22 protein-coding genes, 1 tRNA gene and 1 pseudogene are annotated in these 19,602 nt (G+C 63.7%); 21 read left to right on the top strand and 3 right to left on the bottom strand.

Annotation, left to right across the window (positions count from 1 at the left end; translation table 11 throughout):
* The first annotated feature begins 5 nt into the window (after window positions 1-5).
* Genes P6U29_RS38850 through P6U29_RS38825 form a run of 6 tightly spaced genes read left to right on the top strand, consistent with a single transcriptional unit; the run spans window position 6 to window position 4,617 of the window.
* Entirely contained in the window at window positions 6-971 is a 966-nt protein-coding gene (locus tag P6U29_RS38850; RefSeq protein ID WP_407115372.1) for a Bug family tripartite tricarboxylate transporter substrate binding protein, read from the top strand.
* Between the two features lie 3 nt (window positions 972-974).
* Complete coding sequence (locus tag P6U29_RS38845) at window positions 975-1,592, top strand: flavin reductase family protein (protein WP_407115371.1); 618 nt, start codon at window positions 975-977, stop codon at window positions 1,590-1,592.
* Between the two features lie 50 nt (window positions 1,593-1,642).
* Window positions 1,643-2,503 carry a fumarylacetoacetate hydrolase family protein gene (locus P6U29_RS38840; RefSeq protein ID WP_407115370.1) on the top strand — a complete coding sequence of 287 codons (861 nt, stop codon included), beginning with the start codon at window positions 1,643-1,645 and terminating at the stop codon, window positions 2,501-2,503.
* 3 nt (window positions 2,504-2,506) lie between these two features.
* Complete coding sequence (hpaH, locus tag P6U29_RS38835) at window positions 2,507-3,310, top strand: 2-oxo-hept-4-ene-1,7-dioate hydratase (RefSeq protein ID WP_407115369.1); 804 nt, start codon at window positions 2,507-2,509, stop codon at window positions 3,308-3,310.
* Window positions 3,311-3,335: 25 nt separating this feature from the next.
* Window positions 3,336-3,731: a RidA family protein gene (locus tag P6U29_RS38830; protein WP_407115368.1), complete on the top strand. Its 396-nt coding sequence runs from the start codon at window positions 3,336-3,338 to the stop codon at window positions 3,729-3,731.
* Window positions 3,732-3,741: 10 nt separating this feature from the next.
* The gene (locus tag P6U29_RS38825; RefSeq protein ID WP_407115367.1) at window positions 3,742-4,617 is read left to right on the top strand and encodes an amidohydrolase family protein; all 876 of its coding nucleotides are present in this window, start codon (window positions 3,742-3,744) and stop codon (window positions 4,615-4,617) included.
* 176 nt (window positions 4,618-4,793) lie between these two features.
* On the opposite strand, the gene P6U29_RS38820 is transcribed toward P6U29_RS38825, so the two are convergent.
* On the bottom strand, window positions 4,794-5,801 hold the full coding sequence (locus P6U29_RS38820; RefSeq protein ID WP_407115366.1) for an LLM class flavin-dependent oxidoreductase: 1,008 nt from the start codon (window positions 5,799-5,801) through the stop codon (window positions 4,794-4,796).
* Between the two features lie 213 nt (window positions 5,802-6,014).
* Here P6U29_RS38820 and P6U29_RS38815 point away from each other — a divergent pair, with 213 nt between their 5' ends.
* The 7 genes and pseudogenes from P6U29_RS38815 (at window position 6,015) to P6U29_RS38785 (ending at window position 11,221) form a co-directional block, all read left to right on the top strand.
* Window positions 6,015-6,518, top strand: a complete 504-nt coding sequence (locus P6U29_RS38815; protein WP_407115365.1) for a Twin-arginine translocation pathway signal — start codon at window positions 6,015-6,017, stop codon at window positions 6,516-6,518.
* A gap of 13 nt (window positions 6,519-6,531) precedes the next feature.
* Window positions 6,532-7,170 (top strand): ferric reductase-like transmembrane domain-containing protein, encoded by a 639-nt coding sequence (locus P6U29_RS38810; protein WP_407115364.1) that lies wholly within the window; start codon window positions 6,532-6,534, stop codon window positions 7,168-7,170.
* 100 nt (window positions 7,171-7,270) lie between these two features.
* Window positions 7,271-8,059, top strand: a complete 789-nt coding sequence (locus tag P6U29_RS38805) for a class I SAM-dependent methyltransferase (RefSeq protein ID WP_407115363.1) — start codon at window positions 7,271-7,273, stop codon at window positions 8,057-8,059.
* Between the two features lie 141 nt (window positions 8,060-8,200).
* A pseudogene (plsY, locus tag P6U29_RS38800) lies at window positions 8,201-8,887 on the top strand (glycerol-3-phosphate 1-O-acyltransferase PlsY).
* A gap of 102 nt (window positions 8,888-8,989) precedes the next feature.
* On the top strand, window positions 8,990-9,475 hold the full coding sequence (locus P6U29_RS38795) for a Crp/Fnr family transcriptional regulator (protein WP_407115362.1): 486 nt from the start codon (window positions 8,990-8,992) through the stop codon (window positions 9,473-9,475).
* Window positions 9,476-10,046: 571 nt separating this feature from the next.
* Window positions 10,047-10,232, top strand: coding sequence for a hypothetical protein (locus tag P6U29_RS38790; protein ID WP_407115361.1), 186 nt, complete (start codon window positions 10,047-10,049; stop codon window positions 10,230-10,232).
* Window positions 10,233-10,282: 50 nt separating this feature from the next.
* Window positions 10,283-11,221: a lanthionine synthetase C family protein gene (locus tag P6U29_RS38785; protein ID WP_407115360.1), complete on the top strand. Its 939-nt coding sequence runs from the start codon at window positions 10,283-10,285 to the stop codon at window positions 11,219-11,221.
* A 755-nt stretch (window positions 11,222-11,976) separates the two neighbouring features.
* On the opposite strand, the gene P6U29_RS38780 is transcribed toward P6U29_RS38785, so the two are convergent.
* Window positions 11,977-12,327, bottom strand: a complete 351-nt coding sequence (locus P6U29_RS38780) for a RidA family protein (protein ID WP_407115359.1) — start codon at window positions 12,325-12,327, stop codon at window positions 11,977-11,979.
* Between the two features lie 59 nt (window positions 12,328-12,386).
* Window positions 12,387-12,461 (bottom strand) — tRNA-Thr (locus tag P6U29_RS38775).
* A 316-nt stretch (window positions 12,462-12,777) separates the two neighbouring features.
* Between P6U29_RS38775 and P6U29_RS38770 the strand changes: the two genes are divergently transcribed.
* From P6U29_RS38770 to P6U29_RS38735, 8 genes are all read left to right on the top strand, one after another.
* Window positions 12,778-12,966 carry a hypothetical protein gene (locus P6U29_RS38770; protein ID WP_407115358.1) on the top strand — a complete coding sequence of 63 codons (189 nt, stop codon included), beginning with the start codon at window positions 12,778-12,780 and terminating at the stop codon, window positions 12,964-12,966.
* Between the two features lie 22 nt (window positions 12,967-12,988).
* Complete coding sequence (locus P6U29_RS38765; protein ID WP_407119551.1) at window positions 12,989-14,695, top strand: FAD-dependent oxidoreductase; 1,707 nt, start codon at window positions 12,989-12,991, stop codon at window positions 14,693-14,695.
* Window positions 14,696-14,820: 125 nt separating this feature from the next.
* The gene (locus P6U29_RS38760) at window positions 14,821-15,129 is read left to right on the top strand and encodes an EthD family reductase (RefSeq protein ID WP_407115357.1); all 309 of its coding nucleotides are present in this window, start codon (window positions 14,821-14,823) and stop codon (window positions 15,127-15,129) included.
* A gap of 283 nt (window positions 15,130-15,412) precedes the next feature.
* On the top strand, window positions 15,413-15,922 hold the full coding sequence (locus P6U29_RS38755) for a hypothetical protein (protein WP_407115356.1): 510 nt from the start codon (window positions 15,413-15,415) through the stop codon (window positions 15,920-15,922).
* Between the two features lie 124 nt (window positions 15,923-16,046).
* On the top strand, window positions 16,047-16,871 hold the full coding sequence (locus P6U29_RS38750) for an alpha/beta fold hydrolase (RefSeq protein ID WP_407115355.1): 825 nt from the start codon (window positions 16,047-16,049) through the stop codon (window positions 16,869-16,871).
* 336 nt (window positions 16,872-17,207) lie between these two features.
* Window positions 17,208-17,651 carry a DUF2948 family protein gene (locus tag P6U29_RS38745; protein ID WP_407115354.1) on the top strand — a complete coding sequence of 148 codons (444 nt, stop codon included), beginning with the start codon at window positions 17,208-17,210 and terminating at the stop codon, window positions 17,649-17,651.
* A 146-nt stretch (window positions 17,652-17,797) separates the two neighbouring features.
* Window positions 17,798-19,093 carry a histidinol dehydrogenase gene (hisD, locus tag P6U29_RS38740; RefSeq protein ID WP_407115353.1) on the top strand — a complete coding sequence of 432 codons (1,296 nt, stop codon included), beginning with the start codon at window positions 17,798-17,800 and terminating at the stop codon, window positions 19,091-19,093.
* The gene (locus P6U29_RS38735; protein WP_407115352.1) at window positions 19,090-19,587 is read left to right on the top strand and encodes a UPF0262 family protein; all 498 of its coding nucleotides are present in this window, start codon (window positions 19,090-19,092) and stop codon (window positions 19,585-19,587) included. Before hisD ends, P6U29_RS38735 begins: the two co-directional genes overlap by 4 nt.
* The last annotated feature ends 15 nt before the right edge of the window (window positions 19,588-19,602 follow it).

Genomic DNA, 19,602 nt, shown 5'->3' with positions numbered 1-19,602 from the left:
TTAACATGAGATTAATCTGGATTGCCATAGCTGCCGTCACCGCGATGCTGGCGGGGCCGGCATCGGGCCAGCAATGGCCGGCGCGCAACGTCAAGCTGATCGTGCCTTATCCGGCCGGCGGCAATGTCGATAGCGCCGCACGCATCATCGCCGACAAGCTCCAGGAAAAGCTCGGCCAGCCCTTCGTCATCGAGAACAAGGCCGGTGCCGGCGGCATGATCGCGGGCGAGGCCTTCGCGAAGTCGGCACCCGACGGCTACACCCTGTTCGTCGGCGCCAATGGCCCGGTGCTGTTCGCGACCGAGATCAACAAGCGCGACGCCTATAACTGGAAGAAGGATTTTCTCCCGATCTCGACCATCTCGATGACACCGCTGGTGCTCGAGGTGCATCCGTCGGTGCAGGCCAACACTTTCAAGGAATTCAACGATCTCGCCAAGCGCGAGCCCGGCAAGCTGACCATGGCTTCGCCCGGCCCCGGCACCACCAATCATCTGCTCAGCGAGCTGATGCAGTCCAGCCTCGATCTGCAATGGGTCACGGCGCACTACCGCGGCAACGCGCCGGCCATCAACGATCTCCTAGGCGGCCAGGTGCAGTTCGCGTTCGACCAGCTCACGGTCAGCCTGCAGCACATCAAGGCCGGCCTGTTCCGCGCGCTCGCCGTCACCAGCCCGCATCGCCTGAAGTCGCTGCCTGACGTGCCGACCTTCGCGGAGCTCGGCTACAAGGATTTCGACGGCCAGACGTTCACGGGGCTGTTCGCGCCCGCAGGCACGCCGGCGCCGATCGTCGACAAGCTGCACGAAACGCTCGTCGCAATCCTCAAGGACCCCGCCGTGATCGACAAGTTCGAGAAGCTCGGCGGCGAAGCCACCGCAATGTCGCCGGACGAGTTCAAGGCCTATCTCGAACGCGAGGACGCCAAGTGGATTCCGGTGGTGCGCAAGGCCAATATCCGGGCGGATTGATCGATGCGCATCGATCCCACCGAGCTCGGCGCCGAGCGCATCTACCGGCTGATGACCGGCATCGTGGTGCCGCGCCCCATCGCGTGGGTGACGAGCCTGTCGCGCAGCGGTGTGCTCAACCTCGCCCCCTTCAGCGCCTTCACCTTCGTCTCGCAGAAGCCGCCGATGCTCGCCATCAGCGTCGGGCGCAAGGGCGCCGGCTACAAGGACACCGCGCACAATATCCTCGATACCGAGGAATATGTGATTCATATCGCCGACACCCCGCTGATGTCAGCGGTGCACGACAGCTCCGTCGAGCATCCGCCCGAGATCAGCGAGGTCGAGCATCTCGGCCTCGAGACGCTTGCCTGCGAGCGCATCAAGGTACCGCGGCTTGCCGCCGCGCCGGTCGCGATGGAGTGTCGCTTCCGGCAATGCCTCGAATTTGGCGACGCCAAGAGCCGGCTCATCGTCGGCGAGGTCGTGATGTTCCATTTGCGCGACGGTCTGGTGAACGACGGCAAGGTCGAGACCAAGGCGCTCGACCCGATCGCACGCATCGGCGGCCCGCGTTACGCCCGCCTCGGCGAGATCGTGACGCTCAACACCGTCTTCCAGACTCCCAAATCGAAAGACTGAGTGGGTCTGTCTCGGGCCCAGCTGCCTCAAGATCATTGGAGGGAAATGCAATGCGACTCCTGAGCTATCTCCTGGACGGAGAGCTGCGCTACGGCGCGGCGGTGGAAGGCGGCGTGGTCGATCTGACCAGGCGCATCGGTCGCGACTTTTCCGATATGAAAGCGCTGATCGCAGCCAATGCGCTCGCCGATGCGCAGGAGGCGGTGGCCGGACGGAAGCCGGACTATGCGCTCGACGAGCTCGTCCTGTTGCCGCCGGTGCTGGCGCCGGAAAAGCTCTGGTGCATCGGCGTCAACTACGCCGAGCGCAATGCAGAATATAAAGACAATTCCGACCTGCCCAAATATCCCAGCCTGTTCGTGCGCAGCATGTCCTCCATGACCGGCTCCGGCCATCCGATCGAGAAGCCAGGGGTCTCGGACCAGCTCGACTATGAAGGCGAGCTCGTCATCGTGATCGGGCAGGGCGGCCGTCACATCCCGCGCGAGAAGGCGTGGTCGCACATCTTCGGCATGACCTTGTGCAACGAGGGCACGGTCCGCGACTGGCTGCGTCACGGCAAGTTTAACGTCACGCAGGGCAAGAACTTTGACCGCTCCGGCAGCATCGGCCCGTGGATCGTGACGGCGGATGAGCTCGATCCGCGCGGACCGCATGACATCATCACGCGCGTCAATGGCGAGGTGCGGCAGCAGGACACCACCGAGCGGCTGATGTTCCCGTTCGATTTCCTGATCACCTATCTCTCGACCTTCGCCACGCTCAAGCCCGGCGACATGATCGTCACGGGCACGCCGACCGGCGCGGGCGCGCGCTTCGATCCGCCGCGCTGGCTGAAGGTCGGCGACGTCGTCGAGGTCGAGTCCAGCCGCATCGGCGTGCTGCGCAACACCGTCGTCGCGGAGAGTTAAATCATGCTGGACGCTGCCACGATCGAGCGCCTCGCCGCGCGCCTCGATGAAGCCGAACGCACCAAGACACTGATCCCGATGTTCTCCAAGGAATATCCCGATTTCAGCATCGACGACGCCTATGCCATTCAGCGCGCCTGGACCAAGCTCCAGCTCGGCCGCGGCCGCATTATCAGGGGACACAAGATCGGCCTGACCTCGAAGGCGATGCAGAACGCGGTCGGCATCAACGAGCCCGACTACGGCGTGCTGTTCGCCGACATGTTCTATGCCGACGCCACGCCTGTTCCGTTCGACCGCTTTCACGCGCCGCGCATCGAGGTCGAGCTCGCCTTCGTGCTGAAGGCGCCGCTGCGCGGGCCCGACTGCACCATCTTCGACGTGCTCAATGCCACAGATTACGTGACGCCCGCGCTGGAGATTTTGGAGACGCGCATGCATCGCGTCGACCCAGAGACCGGCAAGACGCGCAAGGTGATGGACACGATCTCGGACAATGCGGCCAATGCCGCGCTGGTGCTCGGCGGCCGGCCGATCCGCCCGATGGATGCGGACCTGCGCTGGATCGGCGCGCTCTTGTTCCGCAACGGTGAGGTCGAGGAGACCGGCCTTGCCGCCGGCGTGCTCAACCATCCCGCCAACGGCATCGCCTGGCTCGCCAACCGCCTCGCGCCGCATGACGAACATCTCGCCGCCGGCGAGGTCGTGCTGGCGGGATCGTTCACGCGGCCTGTCGACATCCGCCGTGGCGATACGTTTCACGCCGACTACGGCGCCTTCGGCTCGGTGTCGTGTCAGTTCGTCTGAACCAACAACAAACAGGGAGCGCACCATGAGTGGTCAAACGCGGCGCAAGAGCATCCACATCGGCGGCTTCAAGCACGTCAATCCGATTCCGAACGCCTGCCGCATCGGCAATCTCGTGATGTCGGGCGTCATCTTGGGGCGCGATCCCGCGACCAATGCGATGCCGGAAAGCCTCGACGCGCAGTGCGCCAACATGTTCGCGCACATGAAGGCGACGGTGGAGGCCGCCGGCGGCACCACCGACGACATCATCAAGATGACGGTGTGGCTGAAGGACCGCTCGCAGCGCGGCCCCGTCAATGTCGAATGGCTCAAGATGTTCCCGGACGAGCATTCGCGGCCCGCGCGCCACGCGCTGCCGATGGACAACATGGATGGCGGCGCGCTGGTGCAGTGCGACTTCACCGCCGTGATCGACTGAGGAGTTGCGCATGCCAACCTATCTGCCGTTCGATCCCAATCCGCGACGCCCGGTGAAGGCACCGCCGCCGAAGACCATCGACAGCCAATTCCATGTGTTAGGTCCGATCGACAAATATCCGGAGCGTCCCGGCGCCGCCTATCGGATGCCGACCGCGACCTGGGAAGCGGCGCTGCGCATGCACAAGACGCTCGGCATCGAGCACGGCATCATCGTGCAGACCACGACCTATGGCGCCGACCATGCCGTCGTGCTCGACGGCCTCGCCGCGATGGGCCCGAACTACCGCGGCTGCGCCAACGCGCTGGTGTTCGCGGAGGCGAGCGACTCCTATCTCGCCAAGCTGCATGATGCGGGCGTGCGCGGCGCGCGCTTCAGCTTCCGTCAGGAGCTCGGCGCCGTGCTGTCGGACGCCGATTTCGCCCGTGCCATCGCGCGCATCCGCGAGCTCGGTTGGTACGTCAAGATCCAGCCGGAGAAGGACGGCATCATGTCCAGCGTCGCCAATTACGAGAACCTCGACGTGCCCGTGCTGATCGACCACATGGCGCGCCCCGATCCGGAAGCCGGCAAGAACGATCCGAATTTGCGCAAGATGCTGGAGCTGCTCAAGAAGGGCAATTTCTGGGTTATGCTGTCGCTCGGCGAGAAGACGTCGAAGACTGGGGCTCCCTACGACGACGTGATCCCGATCGCGCGCGCCTATATCGAGGCCGCTCCCGACCGCTGCGTCTGGGCCAGCGACTGGCCGCACCCCGTCTCGGTGAAGCAGCCGCCGAACGACGCCGATCTGTTAGAGCTGATGTACCGCTACGCGCCCGACCAGGCGGAGCTGGAGAAGATCTTGGTGCACAATCCGGCCAGGCTGTTCGGGTTTGCGGATTAGAGGAGGATTGGGCTGAGCACCTCGCCACGCGCGCGGTGCGCTCCCTCTCCCGCTTGCGGGAGAGGGTCGGGGTGAGGGCTCTTTCCTCTAGGGGATTGTCCCATCGCGGAGACACCCTCTCCCCAACCCTCCCCCGCAAGCGGGGGAGGGAGCACAGCTCGCTTGGAGCGCCATCCTCACCTCACCAATTGCTTGGCCAACCTGTCGCGCACCTCCGCTGCGATCTCGAACGAGCGCAGCCGCGCGGAATGGTCGTAGATCTGCCCCGTCGTCATCAGCTCGTCCGCGCCGGTCTCGAGGATGAGCGCCTTCAGCTTCTCTTCGACCACATCAGGCGAGCCGATCGCGGAGCACGACAGTGCTTGCGCAACGCCGGCCTTCTCGCCCGGCGACCACAGCGCGTCCATGTCATCCACCGGTGGCGGCAGCGGCCCGGGCGTGCCGCGGCGCAGGTTGATGAACTGCTGCTGCAGCGATGAGAACATCCGCTGCGCCTCCGCCTCGCTGTCCGCCGCGAAGACGTTGACGCCGACCATCGCATAGGGCTTGTCGAGCTGCGCCGACGGCTCGAAGCGCGCACGATATTCGCGCAACGCAGGCATCATCATCTGCGGCGCGAAATGCGAGGCAAACGCAAAGGGCAGGCCGAGCATCGCCGCAAGCTGCGCGCCAAAGGTGCTCGATCCGAGGATCCAGAGCGGCACCTTGGTGCCCATGCCGGGCACGGCGCGGATCGCCTGGTTCGGCTGCACGTCGCCGAGCAGCGCCTGCAATTCCAAGACGTCGTGCGGAAAATTCTCGGACGTGGTGGCGAGGTCGCGCCGCAGTGCCCTTGCCGTGAACTGGTCAGTGCCCGGCGCCCGCCCGAGCCCGAGATCAATCCGCCCGGGATAAAGCGATTCCAGCGTGCCGAACTGCTCGGCGATGACCAGCGGCGAATGGTTCGGCAGCATGATCCCGCCGGAGCCGACGCGGATCGTCTTGGTCCCGCCCGCGACATGACCGATCACCACTGAGGTCGCCGCGCTCGCGATCCCCGTCATGTTGTGATGCTCGGCCAGCCAGAAGCGTTTGTAGCCCCACTTCTCCGCATGCTGGGCGAGATCGAGCGAGTTGCGAAAGGCCTGCGAGGCGTCGCCGCCCTGGCGGATGGGCGCGAGGTCGAGCACGGAGAAGGGGATCATGTGGGGAAACCTGACGTGAAAGGATCTGCGGGCGATGCGCGCAGGGACAGATGTAGTGTCAGGAAGACACCGTTGCTCGAAGGTTCGAGCAGGCCGCGCGCCCGTTCACAACACTGTTATTGCGACTTATGGCGCCCTTCGTCTGAACTGGGCGTTTTGCGCCTGTTGTTGTAGCTTGCGGGAGCAACCGCTGGGTTGCCGGGAGGAACCGACATGACCACGGTCGTAATCAACCGCCGGAGCCTGCTCGCCGCTGGCGGCTCCGTCCTCGCAACCGGGGCTTTGGTATCAGGCGTTTCCGGTCTGCTGCTGCCGGCTCGCGCGAGCGGCCTTGCGCCGACCGAGTCGATGTTGGGCGGAGCGAACAATTACCGCAAGGGCGCACCGATCGTGGAGCGGATCGGCAAGGGTGGCTTCTGGATGAGCGGCACCGTCCGCCGCGCCGGCGACGGCGCTCCGCTCGCGGGACAGCGCATCCAGATCTGGGCGCACACCGTCGAATGTCGGGAGCACGAGCCGCAGAGTCATGGCGCCACGCTCACCGACAAGGACGGCAAGTTCCGGCTCGAGATGCCGCAGATCATCCCCATCTTCGGCCAGCCGCATGGTCACCTCGCCTATGACAGCGGTGAATTCAAAACCGTTTTCCTGCGGCCGGTGATGCGGAGCGCAAAGGAAACCAGCCTCGAAGCGCACTTCGTTCTGCAGCCGGCTTGAATTCAAATTGCACATGAAGGGATCGAGATCGGCCCGGGCGATCCTGATCTGGGTTGCCCTTGCTTTGGCCATTGGCGTGCCGATCGCGCTAGCCGCGACAAGCGAGCAGCTGGCATGGCGCGGCCCAGTCTACATTCTCGCCAGCTTCGCCGGCATCATCGCCCTCGGTCTCGTGCTCGTTCAGCCCTTGCTGATCGGCGGATATCTGCCGGGATTGTCGGCTTACCGCGGGCGGCGTGCCCATCACTGGATCGGCGGCTCCTTGCTTGTGGCGATCGTGATCCACGTCGCCGGCCTCTGGATCACCAGTCCCCCTGATATGATCGACGCGCTGACCTACTCATCGCCGACGCCGTTCTCCCCCTTTGGCGTCACCGCGATGTGGGCCATCTTCGCTGTTGCGCTATTGGCTCCCCTGCGTCGGCGACTGGGACTGCGGCCGCGAACCTGGCGCTACGTTCATATGCCGCTGGCGATCGTCATCGTGGCAGGCAGCGTGGTCCATTGCCTGCTGATCGAGGGGACGATGGAGACAATCTCGAAGGCGGCGCTGTGTGCGCTCGTCCTCGCGGCAACCGTGAAAGTCATGATTGACCTGCAGGTGTGGCGAAAGCGACGGACGTTGCGCGGGGAGAGCATTGCGCGGCAGTAATCCGGGCGGACCAGGTCACATCCGAGACTTCCCCAGTTCCATCCTTTGTGTGCAGAATGGCGCGCGCCAAGGATTGTCATCGGGCCGGGAGGATCTCGAAATGGCAGAGCGGACAATTCACTTCGACGACGGTGCCGCCTATGAGCAGATGATGGGAATCTGGAGCCGGTTCGCTGGCGAGATATTCCTTGATTGGCTGGCACCTCCTGCCGGCTTGCGGTGGATCGACATCGGATGCGGCAACGGGGCCTTCACTGAACTCCTGGTCGAGCGCTGCAGCCCCGTCGAGGTCCAGGGCATTGACCCCTCCGCAGAGCAGCTTGCTTTTGCGCGCACGCGACCTGCGGCGCGCGTGGCAAAGTTTCGCCAAGGTGATGCCATGGCGCTCCCTTTCGCCGACGGCAGCTTCGATGCGGCCGTGATGGCGTTGGTTCTCGTGTTCGTTCCGGATCCCGCCAAGGGCGTCAGCGAAATGGTGCGAGTCGTTGTCCCTGGTGGTGCGGTCATGACGTACATGTGGGATATGTTGGGTGGCGGCTTTCCGCTTGATCCGATCTACGATGCGATAAAGGCAATGGGCCTTGCGGCGACCCGCCCACCACGGATGGACGCGTCTCGCATGGGAACATTGCGCGAGCTGTGGACCGGAGCAGGTCTCGAGGACGTGCAAACGCGAGAGATTGCGGTGCAACGGACTTTTTCAGGTTTCGATGACTTTTGGGCAACCAGTCTGAAGTCTCCTGCGCTTCGGCCTGCCGTTGCAGCGATGAAACCGGCAGACGTCGAGACTCTCATCTCGCGGGTTCGGGCACGCGTGCCGGCGGATGCCAATGGTCGCATCACCTGCAGTGCGCGCGCACACGCGATCAAGGGGCGCCGGCCCAAATAGCTTGCGGCGCGGAGGATGGGTAGCGCACTTGCGAAACCCATCATCTTCGCCACCGAACGCGTCTGATGGGTTTCGCTTCGCTCTACCCATCCTGCGCGCTAAAGTGATCCCCTCGACATTTTTCGAAGGCAACTCATCGCCATGGCTTTCTGGACAGCGGGCTCGTTTGCATTGGCGATCGCCTATGTCCTTGGTTCGATCCCCACGGGCTATCTGGCCGGGAAACTCCTTCGAGACATTGATATTCGTCAGCATGGTTCCAGATCCACCCGCGCTACGAATGTCTTGCGGACCCTTGGAAAATGGCCTGCGTTGCTGGTGCTGGTCGCCGACGTGCTGAAAGGCGTGGCGGCCATCATCGTTGCCCGCGCGTTCTGTCCTTGGCTCTATGCCGTGCCCTCCTCGATGCCGCCGACAGTATCTGACCTGCAAGTCTGGGTGCCGTGGGCCGTTTGCCTGGCGGGAGTTGCCGTGTTGCTCGGGCATAGCCGCTCGATCTGGTTGAATTTCACAGGCGGCAAATCGGCCGCGACCGGGCTCGGCGTGTTGCTGGCGATGTCGTAGCCCGTGGGACTGGGATCTGCCGCGGTCTTCGGCCTCGTGCTGGCCATTGCGAGGATCGTCTCCCTGAGCTCGATGCTCGCGGCATTGACCGCAATCGTTCTGGTCTGCGCCTTCGCGCAGCCGCTGCCCTATCGGTTGCTGGTGATCGGAGGCGGCATCTACGTGATCTTTCGCCATCGCGCCAACATTCAGCGGCTGTTGAGGGGGACGGAGCCGCGCCTAGGTCGAAATGGCCCCGACACGAAGGCAGAAGCGCAGGTGTAGCCATATGCAGGCCCTCAAAAACAAGCCGGGCGCGTGACGGCGTCGTCAGCGCCGATATGTGCTCTGCTTGCCGCAAATGGCGGCGGGGCGTATCCTTGTGCGATGCCTGCCACGGCTCCCGATCTGAAAGCGTTTCTGCTCGCGACGCCGTTCTTCGGTGGGCTCCCCGAGCCAAGTCTCGACCTCCTGATCTCGATGCTGGTCGAGTGCCGCTTCGATGCCAACGCGACCGTCGTGGCGGAGGGCGAGCCGGGACGTTCGATGTTCATCGTCAAATCCGGCCGGCTGGCGGTGAGCAAACGGACGAATGCGGGGAGCGTCATCCCAATATCCCGTTTGGAGCCAGGCGATTTCTTCGGCGAGATGACGCTGATCGAAATGCAGAACCGCTCCGCCACGGTGGTCGCGGAGGCGCCGACTGTGCTGTACGAGCTGACGGCCCAGAAGCTTTACGCGTGCTACAAGGACGACATCCACGCCTACGTGATCATCCTGCAGAACGTCAATCGCGAGCTTTGCCGGCGGCTACGCCGGGCGGACGATCGCTTCGCGGCACTGTCGGTGGATGACGGCAATGATCGTGCGTAGGGACAGAGCAGTTGCGAAACCATCATGTTTCGCCACTGAGCAAAGCCTCGACGGGTCTTAGCGATCACGACTTATCGTGCGCGTACTTCTCCAAGACCAGCCGATTATACTCATCCCTTACTGCTCTTCGGGAAATATGCCCCTTCCGGTCTTTGGCGATTTTCAGAAGGTCGGGGTCGGTCGGTGCCCTTGATTTCCGCCTAAATCTCGCAAAGAGGGGGGTCGTAGGCTCCGACATCCTCCCAAACAGCCGGTCAAACCATCCCATTGTGTCCTCCCGGACAGGCCGCAGGCTACAACATTATCACCCGGAATTTGGGGGTCAAACGGACAGTGCGGCTGCATTTTTTCGAAAAGCTCGACGCCACATAGTCCGCAACGGGTGCAGGCCTTAAGCGATGCAGTTCAGTGTCAGAGGCGGACATGGATGCTTCCTTGCTGCGCCGCGTCGAACCATTTCCGGAGGGGCAGTTGGTTTGCCGTGCGGCACGCTTTTGGATAGCTTTGGTTCAATCGTACGATCCTTACTTGCGTCATCTGAAGTACAGATGGACGGCGGCCGGAGCCCCTCATGATCACCCCGGGACGTCATCGTCCGCTTGCCCAGGACGCCTGGAACGAATCGGCTGTCAGGGTCACGATTGAAGAAATTGCGACCGATGCGATCACGCATTTCCATCCCGACACCTTCTGGCCGGCTCATCCGAGTGACGATGGGGTGGGAGATGGTGACCCCAGCCTCTACAAGGGGCACTAGATTACCTACATCGCATAGGGGCTACCCGCGCCGCCGAAGACTTTCGCTCTGTGCTGCCAAAGCTGATCGAGCGAACAATCATCGACCACGAAGCCAGTTCGCCGACCGATTATGAGAAGCATGGCTCGCTGCTTCGCGGCGATATGGGTGCCGCACTTCTCGCAATGCGCCTTGAGCCGACATCGAGCCTCGCCGACCTGGTTTATAGGCGCGCCGAAGCAAATAATGGACTGCCAATCCGAGAACTCATGTGGGGTATGCCGGGATCGATGATAGCTGCAGTCCATATGAGCGAGATGACGAGGGAAGAGCGATGGCGCGGACTCTTTGAAGTGCAGGCAGCGCGGCTGTTGGCCGAATTGGAGGACACGCCGCAAGGTCCTCTTTGGACCCAGGATTTTTATGGTGCCAAAGATCGCTTTCTCGGGCCCGTTCACGGCTTCGCCGGCAACGTCATTCCGTTATTGCTCGGATGGGATTGGTTGACGGCGGCGCAGCAAGCGTACGTAGCCGAATTTGTGCCGAAGTCGCTTGAAGCGAATGCGTGGCGATACGAACTTGGAACAACATGGGGCCCGAGAAGCAAGCGCGAGAAGCGGCTTTTCATATGTCAGCACTGTCACGGTGCACCGGGGATGGTGACGACTTTTGCTGACGCGCCTTTCAGTACGCCAGAATTTGACGCGCTTTTGCTGGATGGTGGGCGTTTTGCCTGGGCCGCCGGACCACTAACAAAGGGGTCGAACCTTTGCCATGGTACGGGTGGAAATGGCTACGCATTCCTCAAGCTCTACCGACGCACGCATGATCCCATTTGGCTCGACCGCGCGCGCCAGTTCGCCATGACTGCCATCCTCCAGTACCGCGGCGCTCAGATGGTGGCTGGCCGCGGTCGGTATTCGCTTTGGACTGGTGACATCGGTCTTGCGATCTACCTTTGGGACTGCATCACAGGGGATGCTCGGTTCCCGACTATCGATGTGTTCTGACATTAGGGAGCCGGGACCGTTTCAGGTCCGAAAGCTGATATCGATCGCAACGCTTCTGACCCGTCGGGCAAAACACCCCGCCTCCCGCCAAAACCCGTCAACTCCCTTCCGTAAAAATATTCCACTTTACCGAAATTCGGATTTGCGGCACTATTCCGCCATCCCGGTCCTCGAAGAGGGGCGATCGTACGTCGTAACGAACGTGGATCGGGGTGCGGTGGACGCGGCTGCGTCGGGCACGCGAAGGCGGGACCAGGGCGAGATGAACCTCGTGAGGTTTTGGCTAGCGTGCAGACGAACGGCGCCAATGCTCTGCAAAACCCTTCGGGGTGGAGCGGGGCGAAGCTGCGTACGGCAAAACGTGTGGTCCTGACCGTCGTTGCTACGGTCAAGCCTTGCGGAGATGCTTCGAGGCTCAACCGGGCCTGGAGGTATCGTCAATTCGCGAGGTGACGGAGGCCAGAAGGAACTCGGCTCCGGGGAGAGCAGGCATAAGCCGTCAAACCACTGCGCAGGGAAGGCCGTGTGTTGGGCTTCACCTGTATGCCGCTGTGCAGTTTTCTGCGTGTGCTTTCGCGCAGCGGACCGTGGGTGCCAGCCGGCACCCGGCCTTTCCTGCGCCCTCTTCACAGAAGAGGGACAAGGAAACGAGCAAAACTCGGGCGTTTCAGGCCGCGAGAATGCCGAGCCATGTGTGGAACATTGGTGCCGGCGAAACGACCAAGCTTTCTCGCCCCGCCGGTGTCGCTTGTGTATCAGCGGCGGGCGGCGATCGCCGTCAGCTCCAGTTTGATGCCCGGACCGAGATCCGCAACGCCAATGGCGGCGCGCGCCGGCAGACGGTCCGCGGTGAAATAGCGCTTCCACACCTGGTTGAACGCCGCCTTGTCGGCGAGATCCGTCAAAAAGATCGTCACCTGCAGAACGCAGGAGAGATCGGAGCCGGCCCCATCAAGCAGGGTCTTCAACTGGCGAAGCACATCCTCGGCCTGACCTGCCATATCGAGCCCCGCATCCTCGGGAACGATGCCGCCGAGATAGAGCACACCGTTATGCTCAACGATCTCGTGGAGCAGTCCTTCATAGGGTAGGGAACGTTTGATCACGATCGCGTCTTCGAGTGTTGCGGGCACGCTGGCCGGGCGAGAGCTCGCTTGGGGAAAGCTGGTGCTGCCAGACAGGATTGAACTGTCGACCTCTCCATTACCAATGGAGTGCTCTACCACTGAGCTACGGCAGCATGTGCTGGGATCAGAATCGGCCGCCACGGGGGCCTACCAAGCGGGCCGATATCTGCCACAAGCCCCCCTCCTGTGCAAGCTTGCAAGCCCCGCCAAAACGAGAAAATCGAGCCGATATCGAGGGCAAAATGCCCGTTTTCGCTCGAAACGACCGACTTTCTGCCGATTCGGGGACCGATATCCCCGCCCAACTGGCCAGTTGGACCAGGGCGCAGATTCAATCCATTTCGAGTTTCGCACGATCGGATCGCGCCGGCCTCTTGAGCTGCCATGTTCGTTGGGCATGTTATGGCCGATCGCTGCGGTGGACCTTTGATGACGGACCGGAACGACAAGAACTCGAGACAGAGCCGGGCGTCCCGAGACGACCGGCTGAAATCGGCGCTGCGCGAAAACCTGAAGCGGCGGAAGCTGCAGGCGCGCGAGCGTGCCGCAATCGCCGAGCCCTCGCAGAACGAGGATGGTTCCCTAAATGAGGGGACCGCCGGCAAGACCGACAGCTAGAATGGAATGAGCGGGAATGACGATGGCGCAGGACGAGGTGCAACGAACCGACAGGGAGGCGCTGATGGCGCAGTTCACGCGTCCTGAGCAGACCTTTCCGACGCTGACACAAGTCGAGATCGAGCGCCTGCGCCAGTTCGGCGAGCTCAGGCGGTATAAGGACGGCGAGCTGCTGTTCGAGACCGGCAAGCAAGGGCCGGGCATGTTCGTGGTGCTGGCGGGCTACGTCGCCATCACCCAGCGCGACGGGCTCGGTCACGTCACCCCGGTGATCGATCAGGGCCCCGGGCAATTTCTGGCGGAGCTCGGCCAGCTCTCGGGCCGGCCGGCGCTGGTCGATGGCCGCGCCGAGGGCGATGTCGAGGTGCTTCTCGTTCCGCCGGACCGGCTGCGCGCGCTGCTTGTGGCCGAAGCCGAGCTTGGCGAGCGCATCATGCGCGCGCTGATCCTGCGCCGGGTCAATCTGATCCAGGGCGGCATCGGTGGTCCCGTGCTGATCGGGCCGTCGAACTCCGCCGGCGTGGTGCGCCTGCAAGGCTTTCTCACCCGCAACGGCCAGCCGCATCATCTGCTCGATCCCAACAGCGAGCATGACGCCGCCGAACTGATCGCGCGCTATTCGCCGAAGCCGGAGGATTGGCCGCTCGTCGTCACGGCTGGCGGCACGGTGCTGCGCAATCCCAGCGAGACCGAGCTCGGCCGCGCCATCGGCATGATCGGCGGTGCCAAGGACAACCGCATCTACGACGTCGCCATCGTCGGCTGCGGGCCGGCAGGGCTCGCGACCGCGGTCTACGCGGCCTCCGAAGGTCTCTCGGTTGCCGTGCTCGACACTCGCGCGTTCGGCGGACAGGCCGGCGCCAGTGCGCGCATCGAGAATTATCTGGGTTTTCCGACCGGCATCTCCGGCCAGGCGCTGGCGGGCCGCGCCTTCACCCAGGCGCAGAAGTTCGGCGCGGACATCATGATTCCGATGTCGGTGCGCTCGCTGGATTGCTCGCGCGCCAACGGCACCTTCGCGCTGGCACTGGATTGCGGCGACACCTTGCGCTCACGCGCGGTGGTGGTCGCGAGCGGCGCGCGCTATCGCCGGCCCGACATCGCGAACCTCGACAAGTTCGAGGGGCGCGGCGTCTGGTACTGGGCCTCGCCGGTGGAGGCGCGGCTCTGCGCCGGCGAGGAGGTGGCGCTAGTCGGTGCCGGCAATTCGGCAGGGCAGGCCGCGGTGTTCCTGTCGGGCCACGCGAAAAAAGTGCTGATGATCATCCGCGGCGGAGGCCTCGGGGCCAGCATGTCGCGCTATCTCATCGAGCGCATCGAAGCGACGCCGAACATCGAATTGATGTTCAACACCGAGATCACGGCGCTCGAGGGCGACGAGGCCTCGCTGCTACGGCGCATCCGCTGGAAGAGTCGGCTGTCCGACGACGAGGATTCCGCCGACATCCGCAATCTCTTCCTGTTCGTCGGTGCGGATCCGGCCACCTCATGGCTCGACGGCTGCGGCGTCACGCTCGATCGCGGCGGCTTCGTCGTAACAGGCGCGCAGTCCGAGCAGAACCAGGGCAAGCTCGTGGCGCCGCTGGAAACCTCCGTGCCCGGCGTCTACGCCGTCGGTGACGTCCGCTCCGGATCGGTCAAGCGCGTCGGCGGCGCCATCGGCGAGGGCGCGCAGGTCGTCGCCTCCCTGCACGGCTATCTCGGCGACGCCGCAAAACCGGCGCTTTAGTCAAGGAGAAGGCAAGCAGATGGCAAGCCGAATCCGGCTTGCCATCTTGCGGCATCCCACAGACTATCGTCTCGTCGTGAGGCCAATCGCACGTGGAAAAACAAAGATTCCCGAGGGAGGACTAAATGGCTGAAGTCGTCGTGCTGTACAAAACACCCAAGGATGCTGCCGCCTTCGACAAGTATTATGCGGAGACGCACATCCCGCTCGCCAAGAAGCTTCCCGGCCTGAAGAAATACGCCGTCAGCAAGGGGCCGGTCGCATCTCCCGCAGGTCCTTCCGGAATCCATCTCGTCGCCATCCTCACCTTCGACAGCGTGGCCGACATCCAGGCGGCCTTCGCCAGTCCGGAAGGCAAGGCGACCGGCGCCGACGTGCCGAAATTCGCCAGTGGTGGTGCCGACATCCTGATCTTCGACACCAAGGAAGTGTGAAGGGTCGCTTCAACTTTCGTCAAAAGCCTGCAGCCCGGATGGAGCGAAGCGTAATCCGGGACTGCTGTCGCTTGTGGCAGGATTCCCGGATTTCGCTGCGCGCTCCATCCGGGCTACAACTGCTATCGTCTGTGACAGCGCTGCAAGAAATTCAGCCATGCGTTTGTCGATTCGCACGATGACGCGTGGCTGCGCCTCTGCATGTGACGACAACGTAGGTGGCAATCCCATGAGGGCCACAATACTACTCTCATCATTCAATGCGGAGAGTAGGAGGGATGTCATGGTCCTTGGGTTGAGCCTGCCTGCCTTCACGCTGGTCCATGTCGTCATCAGCCTGATCGCCATCGTCGCCGGCCTGGTCGTGATGTTCGGTCTGCTCGGCTCGAAGCCGATGCGCGGCTTCACCGCGATCTTCCTGCTGTTCACCATCCTCACCAGCGCCACCGGATTCCTATTCCCGTTCAAGGAGGTGCTGCCCTCGCACATCATCGGCATCATCTCGCTGGTGCTGCTCGCGATCGCCTGCGTCGCGCTCTACGGCATGCGGCTCGCCGGGGTCTGGCGCCCGGTCTACATCGTGACCGCGATGATCTCGCTGTATTTCAACGTCTTCGTGCTGGTGATCCAGTCGTTCCTGAAGGTGCCGGCGCTCGCTGCGCTGGCGCCTGCCGTGCCACCGGCTCCGCCATCGGGTCCGGTGTTCGCCGTCGTGCAGGGTATTGTGCTGGTGTTTTTCGTCGTGCTCACGATCGGCGCCTGGCGGCGCTACAAGCCGATGGCGTTTGCCTGATCACACGATTCTCAACGTTCGCAGGTGATGCGAGGCATCGCATTCGGGACGTCGCATAACCATCTGCAGATCGTCGGCGCGTGCCTGTTCGCGCGTAAACAATTTCACCGAAAGAGAGTAGTCTATGCCCACCATCACCACCAAAGACGGCGTCGAGATCTTCTACAAGGACTGGGGCGCGGGCCAGCCGATCGTGTTCAGCCATGGCTGGCCGCTGTCGTCGGACGATTGGGACGCGCAGATGCTATATTTCGTCACGCGCGGCTATCGCGTCATCGCCCATGACCGCCGCGGCCACGGCCGCTCGGCGCAGGTCGCCGACGGCCACGATATGGATCATTATGCGGACGATCTCGCCGCGCTCACCGCGCATCTCGACCTCAAGAACGCCATTCATGTCGGGCATTCCACCGGGGGCGGCGAAGTCGTGCACTACATCGCGCGCCATGGCGAGAGCCGGGTGGCGAAAGCCGCGATCCTCTCGGCGGTGCCGCCGCTGATGGTGCAGACGGCGGCCAATCCCGGCGGGCTCCCGAAGAGCGTGTTCGACGATCTCCAGAAGCAGCTCGCCGCCAGCCGCACGCAATTCTATCGCGACCTCCCCGCCGGCCCGTTCTACGGCTACAACCGCCCCGGCGCAAAACCGTCGGAAGCCGTGATCCAGAACTGGTGGCGCCAGGGCATGATGGGCGGTGCGAAAGCGCACTACGACGGCATCGTCGCATTCTCGCAAACCGATTTCACCGAAGACCTCAAGAAGATCAACGTGCCGGTGCTGGTGATGCACGGGGACGACGACCAGATCGTGCCCTATGCCGATTCGGCGCCGCTCTCGGCCAAGCTGCTCAAGAACGGCATCCTGAAAACGTACAAGGGATTTCCTCACGGCATGCCGACAACCCACGCCGAAACGATCAACGCGGACCTCCTGGCGTTTTTCAGGGAGTGACGCGCACTTACCCTTCCTGGAGGGGGAGGGTCGATCGCGCGCAGCGCGAACGGGGTGGGGTGATCTCTCCATTCGGGCACGGAGACATGGCATGACCGCAGGCTGTCTATGCTGTGTGCGGTCCGCTCTGGTCGGTGCTGCGCCGGATTTCGCCGCGGCTCGTGACCTCGACCGAGCAGGTCGGCCCCACCATGGTCCGCGTTGCCCGGGGAAGGGTATCCGCGCAAGGTGCTTGGAGATGGAGGATATCGATAGCCTCTGACCGGCTAATTTGTGCGGAAATTTCGAGGCCCGCGCGCGTTGAGTCCTGTCCACTCCAAAGGAGAAGCGTCGGCGATGTCGCCCCATCTCAAACTGATCGCACTCGACGCCGACGATCTCGCCGTGATCTCGACCCATGTCCAGGACGCCCGAGTCCAGACGTCCGACATCATCTGGCGGCAGAGCGAGAAGCGGCTTGTGGTCGGAATGAGCCGGCTGGACTGGGAGCAGACATTGGAGGGCGAGACCGAGCCACGCCGGCTGGTCGCCGCGCTCCGTTTCGACCGTGTGCTCGCCTGCAAGTCGCGCAACATCGACCTCGCCGCGCTGGACAAGGTGCTGGATCTCGTCGGCATTGAATTTCACCCCCAGGACGGGCGCCACGAGGAGCCCGGCGGCAGCGCCCTGCTTTTGTTCGCTCAGGGCGGCGCCATCCGCCTGGAGGTCGAGTGCCTGGAATGCGAGCTGACCGACCTCGGGGACGACGCGCTGGGAACGGGAATTGAGGGGAAGGGGTGAAGTGGCCGGTATACCAGCCAAACGGGCTCAGTCTCTCGTCGGAACGGCCTCTCCCGAGGGTTGACGCAGCTTCCCCGCCGCGCCATTGAGCAGGGGACCTGGTGCGCCGATCCGCCCCCCAAGACCAGCCAGAAGCCAAGCGAAACATGCCCGTTCGCCTCGACCGCAGCAGCGCCGATTTTGACCAGCGATTCGCCGCCTTCCTCGCCGCCAAGCGCGAGGCTTCGGCCGACGTCGAGGCCGCCGCGCGCGCGATTGTCGATGATGTGGCCAGGCGCGGCGACGCCGCCCTGCTCGAAGCAACGGCAAAGTTCGACCGCTTGACGCTGGATGCATCCTCCTTGCGCGTCTCGGCCGCCGAGATCGAGGCCGCCGTGAAGGCCTGCGATGCCGCGACGCTGGACGCGCTGAAACTCGCGCGGGACCGCATCGAGACCTATCACCGCCGTCAGCTTCCGAAGGACGAGCGCTTCACCGACCCGCTCGGCGTCGAGCTCGGCTGGCGCTACACGGCGATCGAATCGGCCGGCCTCTACGTGCCCGGCGGCACCGCGGCCTATCCGTCCTCGGTGCTGATGAACGCCGTGCCGGCGAAAGTCGCCGGCGTTGCGCGCCTCGTGATGGTGGTGCCCTCGCCGGACGGCAAGCTCAATCCGCTGGTGCTGGCGGCAGCGTATCTCGGTGGCGTCACCGAGATCTACCGTGTCGGCGGTGCGCAGGCCGTCGCCGCGCTCGCGCACGGCACCGCGACGATCGCACCGGTCGCAAAGATCGTTGGGCCTGGCAACGCCTATGTCGCCGCCGCAAAGCGGCTGGTGTTCGGCAAAGTCGGTATCGACATGATCGCGGGCCCCTCGGAGGTGCTCGTCATCGCCGATGAGACCGGCAACGCCGACTGGATCGCTGCTGACCTGCTGGCGCAGGCCGAGCACGACGCGAGCGCGCAGTCGATCCTGATCACGGATTCGGTGCGCCTTGCCGCCGATGTCGAAAAGGCGGTCGAGGCGCAGCTGAAGACGCTTCCGCGTGCCGCGATCGCAAGCAGCTCCTGGGCCGATTTCGGCGCCGTCATCATGGTGAAGAACCTCAACGACGCGATCCCGCTCGCGGACGCCATCGCTGCCGAGCATCTCGAGATCATGACGGCGGATCCGGACGCGCTCGCCGTCGAGATCCGCAATGCCGGCGCGGTATTCCTTGGGCCGCATACGCCTGAAGCGATCGGCGACTATGTCGGCGGCTCCAACCACGTGCTGCCGACGGCGCGCTCGGCGCGATTTTCCTCGGGGCTCTCGGTGCACGACTTCATGAAGCGCACCTCGATCCTGAAATGCGGGCCCGATCAATTGCGTGCGCTGGGTCCAGCCGCGATGACGCTCGGCAAGGCGGAGGGGCTGGATGCCCATTCGCGCTCGATTGGACTGCGCCTCAATCTGTCATGACAAAGCCGCCCGAACAGGACGACTCGACCAATCGCATCGTCGGTGTCACGCTCGACGAGGACTCGATCGGCCGCTCCGGGCCGGACATCGAGCATGAGCGGGCGATCGCGATCTACGATCTGATCGAGCAGAATTTGTTCGCGCCCGAGGGCGCGGAGGGCAACGGCCCGTTCACGCTGCATATCGGCATCACCGGCAATCGGCTGATGTTCGACATCCGCCACGAGGACGGCACGCCCGTGGTCGCGCATCTGCTGTCGCTGACGCCGTTCCGGCGGATCGTGAAGGACTATTTCATGATATGCGACAGCTACTACCAGGCGATCCGCACCGCGACCCCGGACAAGATCGAGGCCATCGACATGGGCCGCCGCGGCATCCATGACGAGGGATCGCGCACGCTGCAGGAGCGGCTGAAAGGCAAGGTGCGGGTCGATTTCGAGACCTCGCGCCGCCTGTTCACGCTCATTACCGTCCTGCATTGGAAGGGTTGAGCGCGCATGATCCCG

Source organism: Bradyrhizobium sp. LMG 9283 (assembly GCF_045571415.1).
Classification (GTDB): domain Bacteria; phylum Pseudomonadota; class Alphaproteobacteria; order Rhizobiales; family Xanthobacteraceae; genus Bradyrhizobium.
The sequence above is the reverse complement of the archived record's forward strand: the minus strand, read 5'-3'. Positions and strand labels throughout refer to the sequence as shown.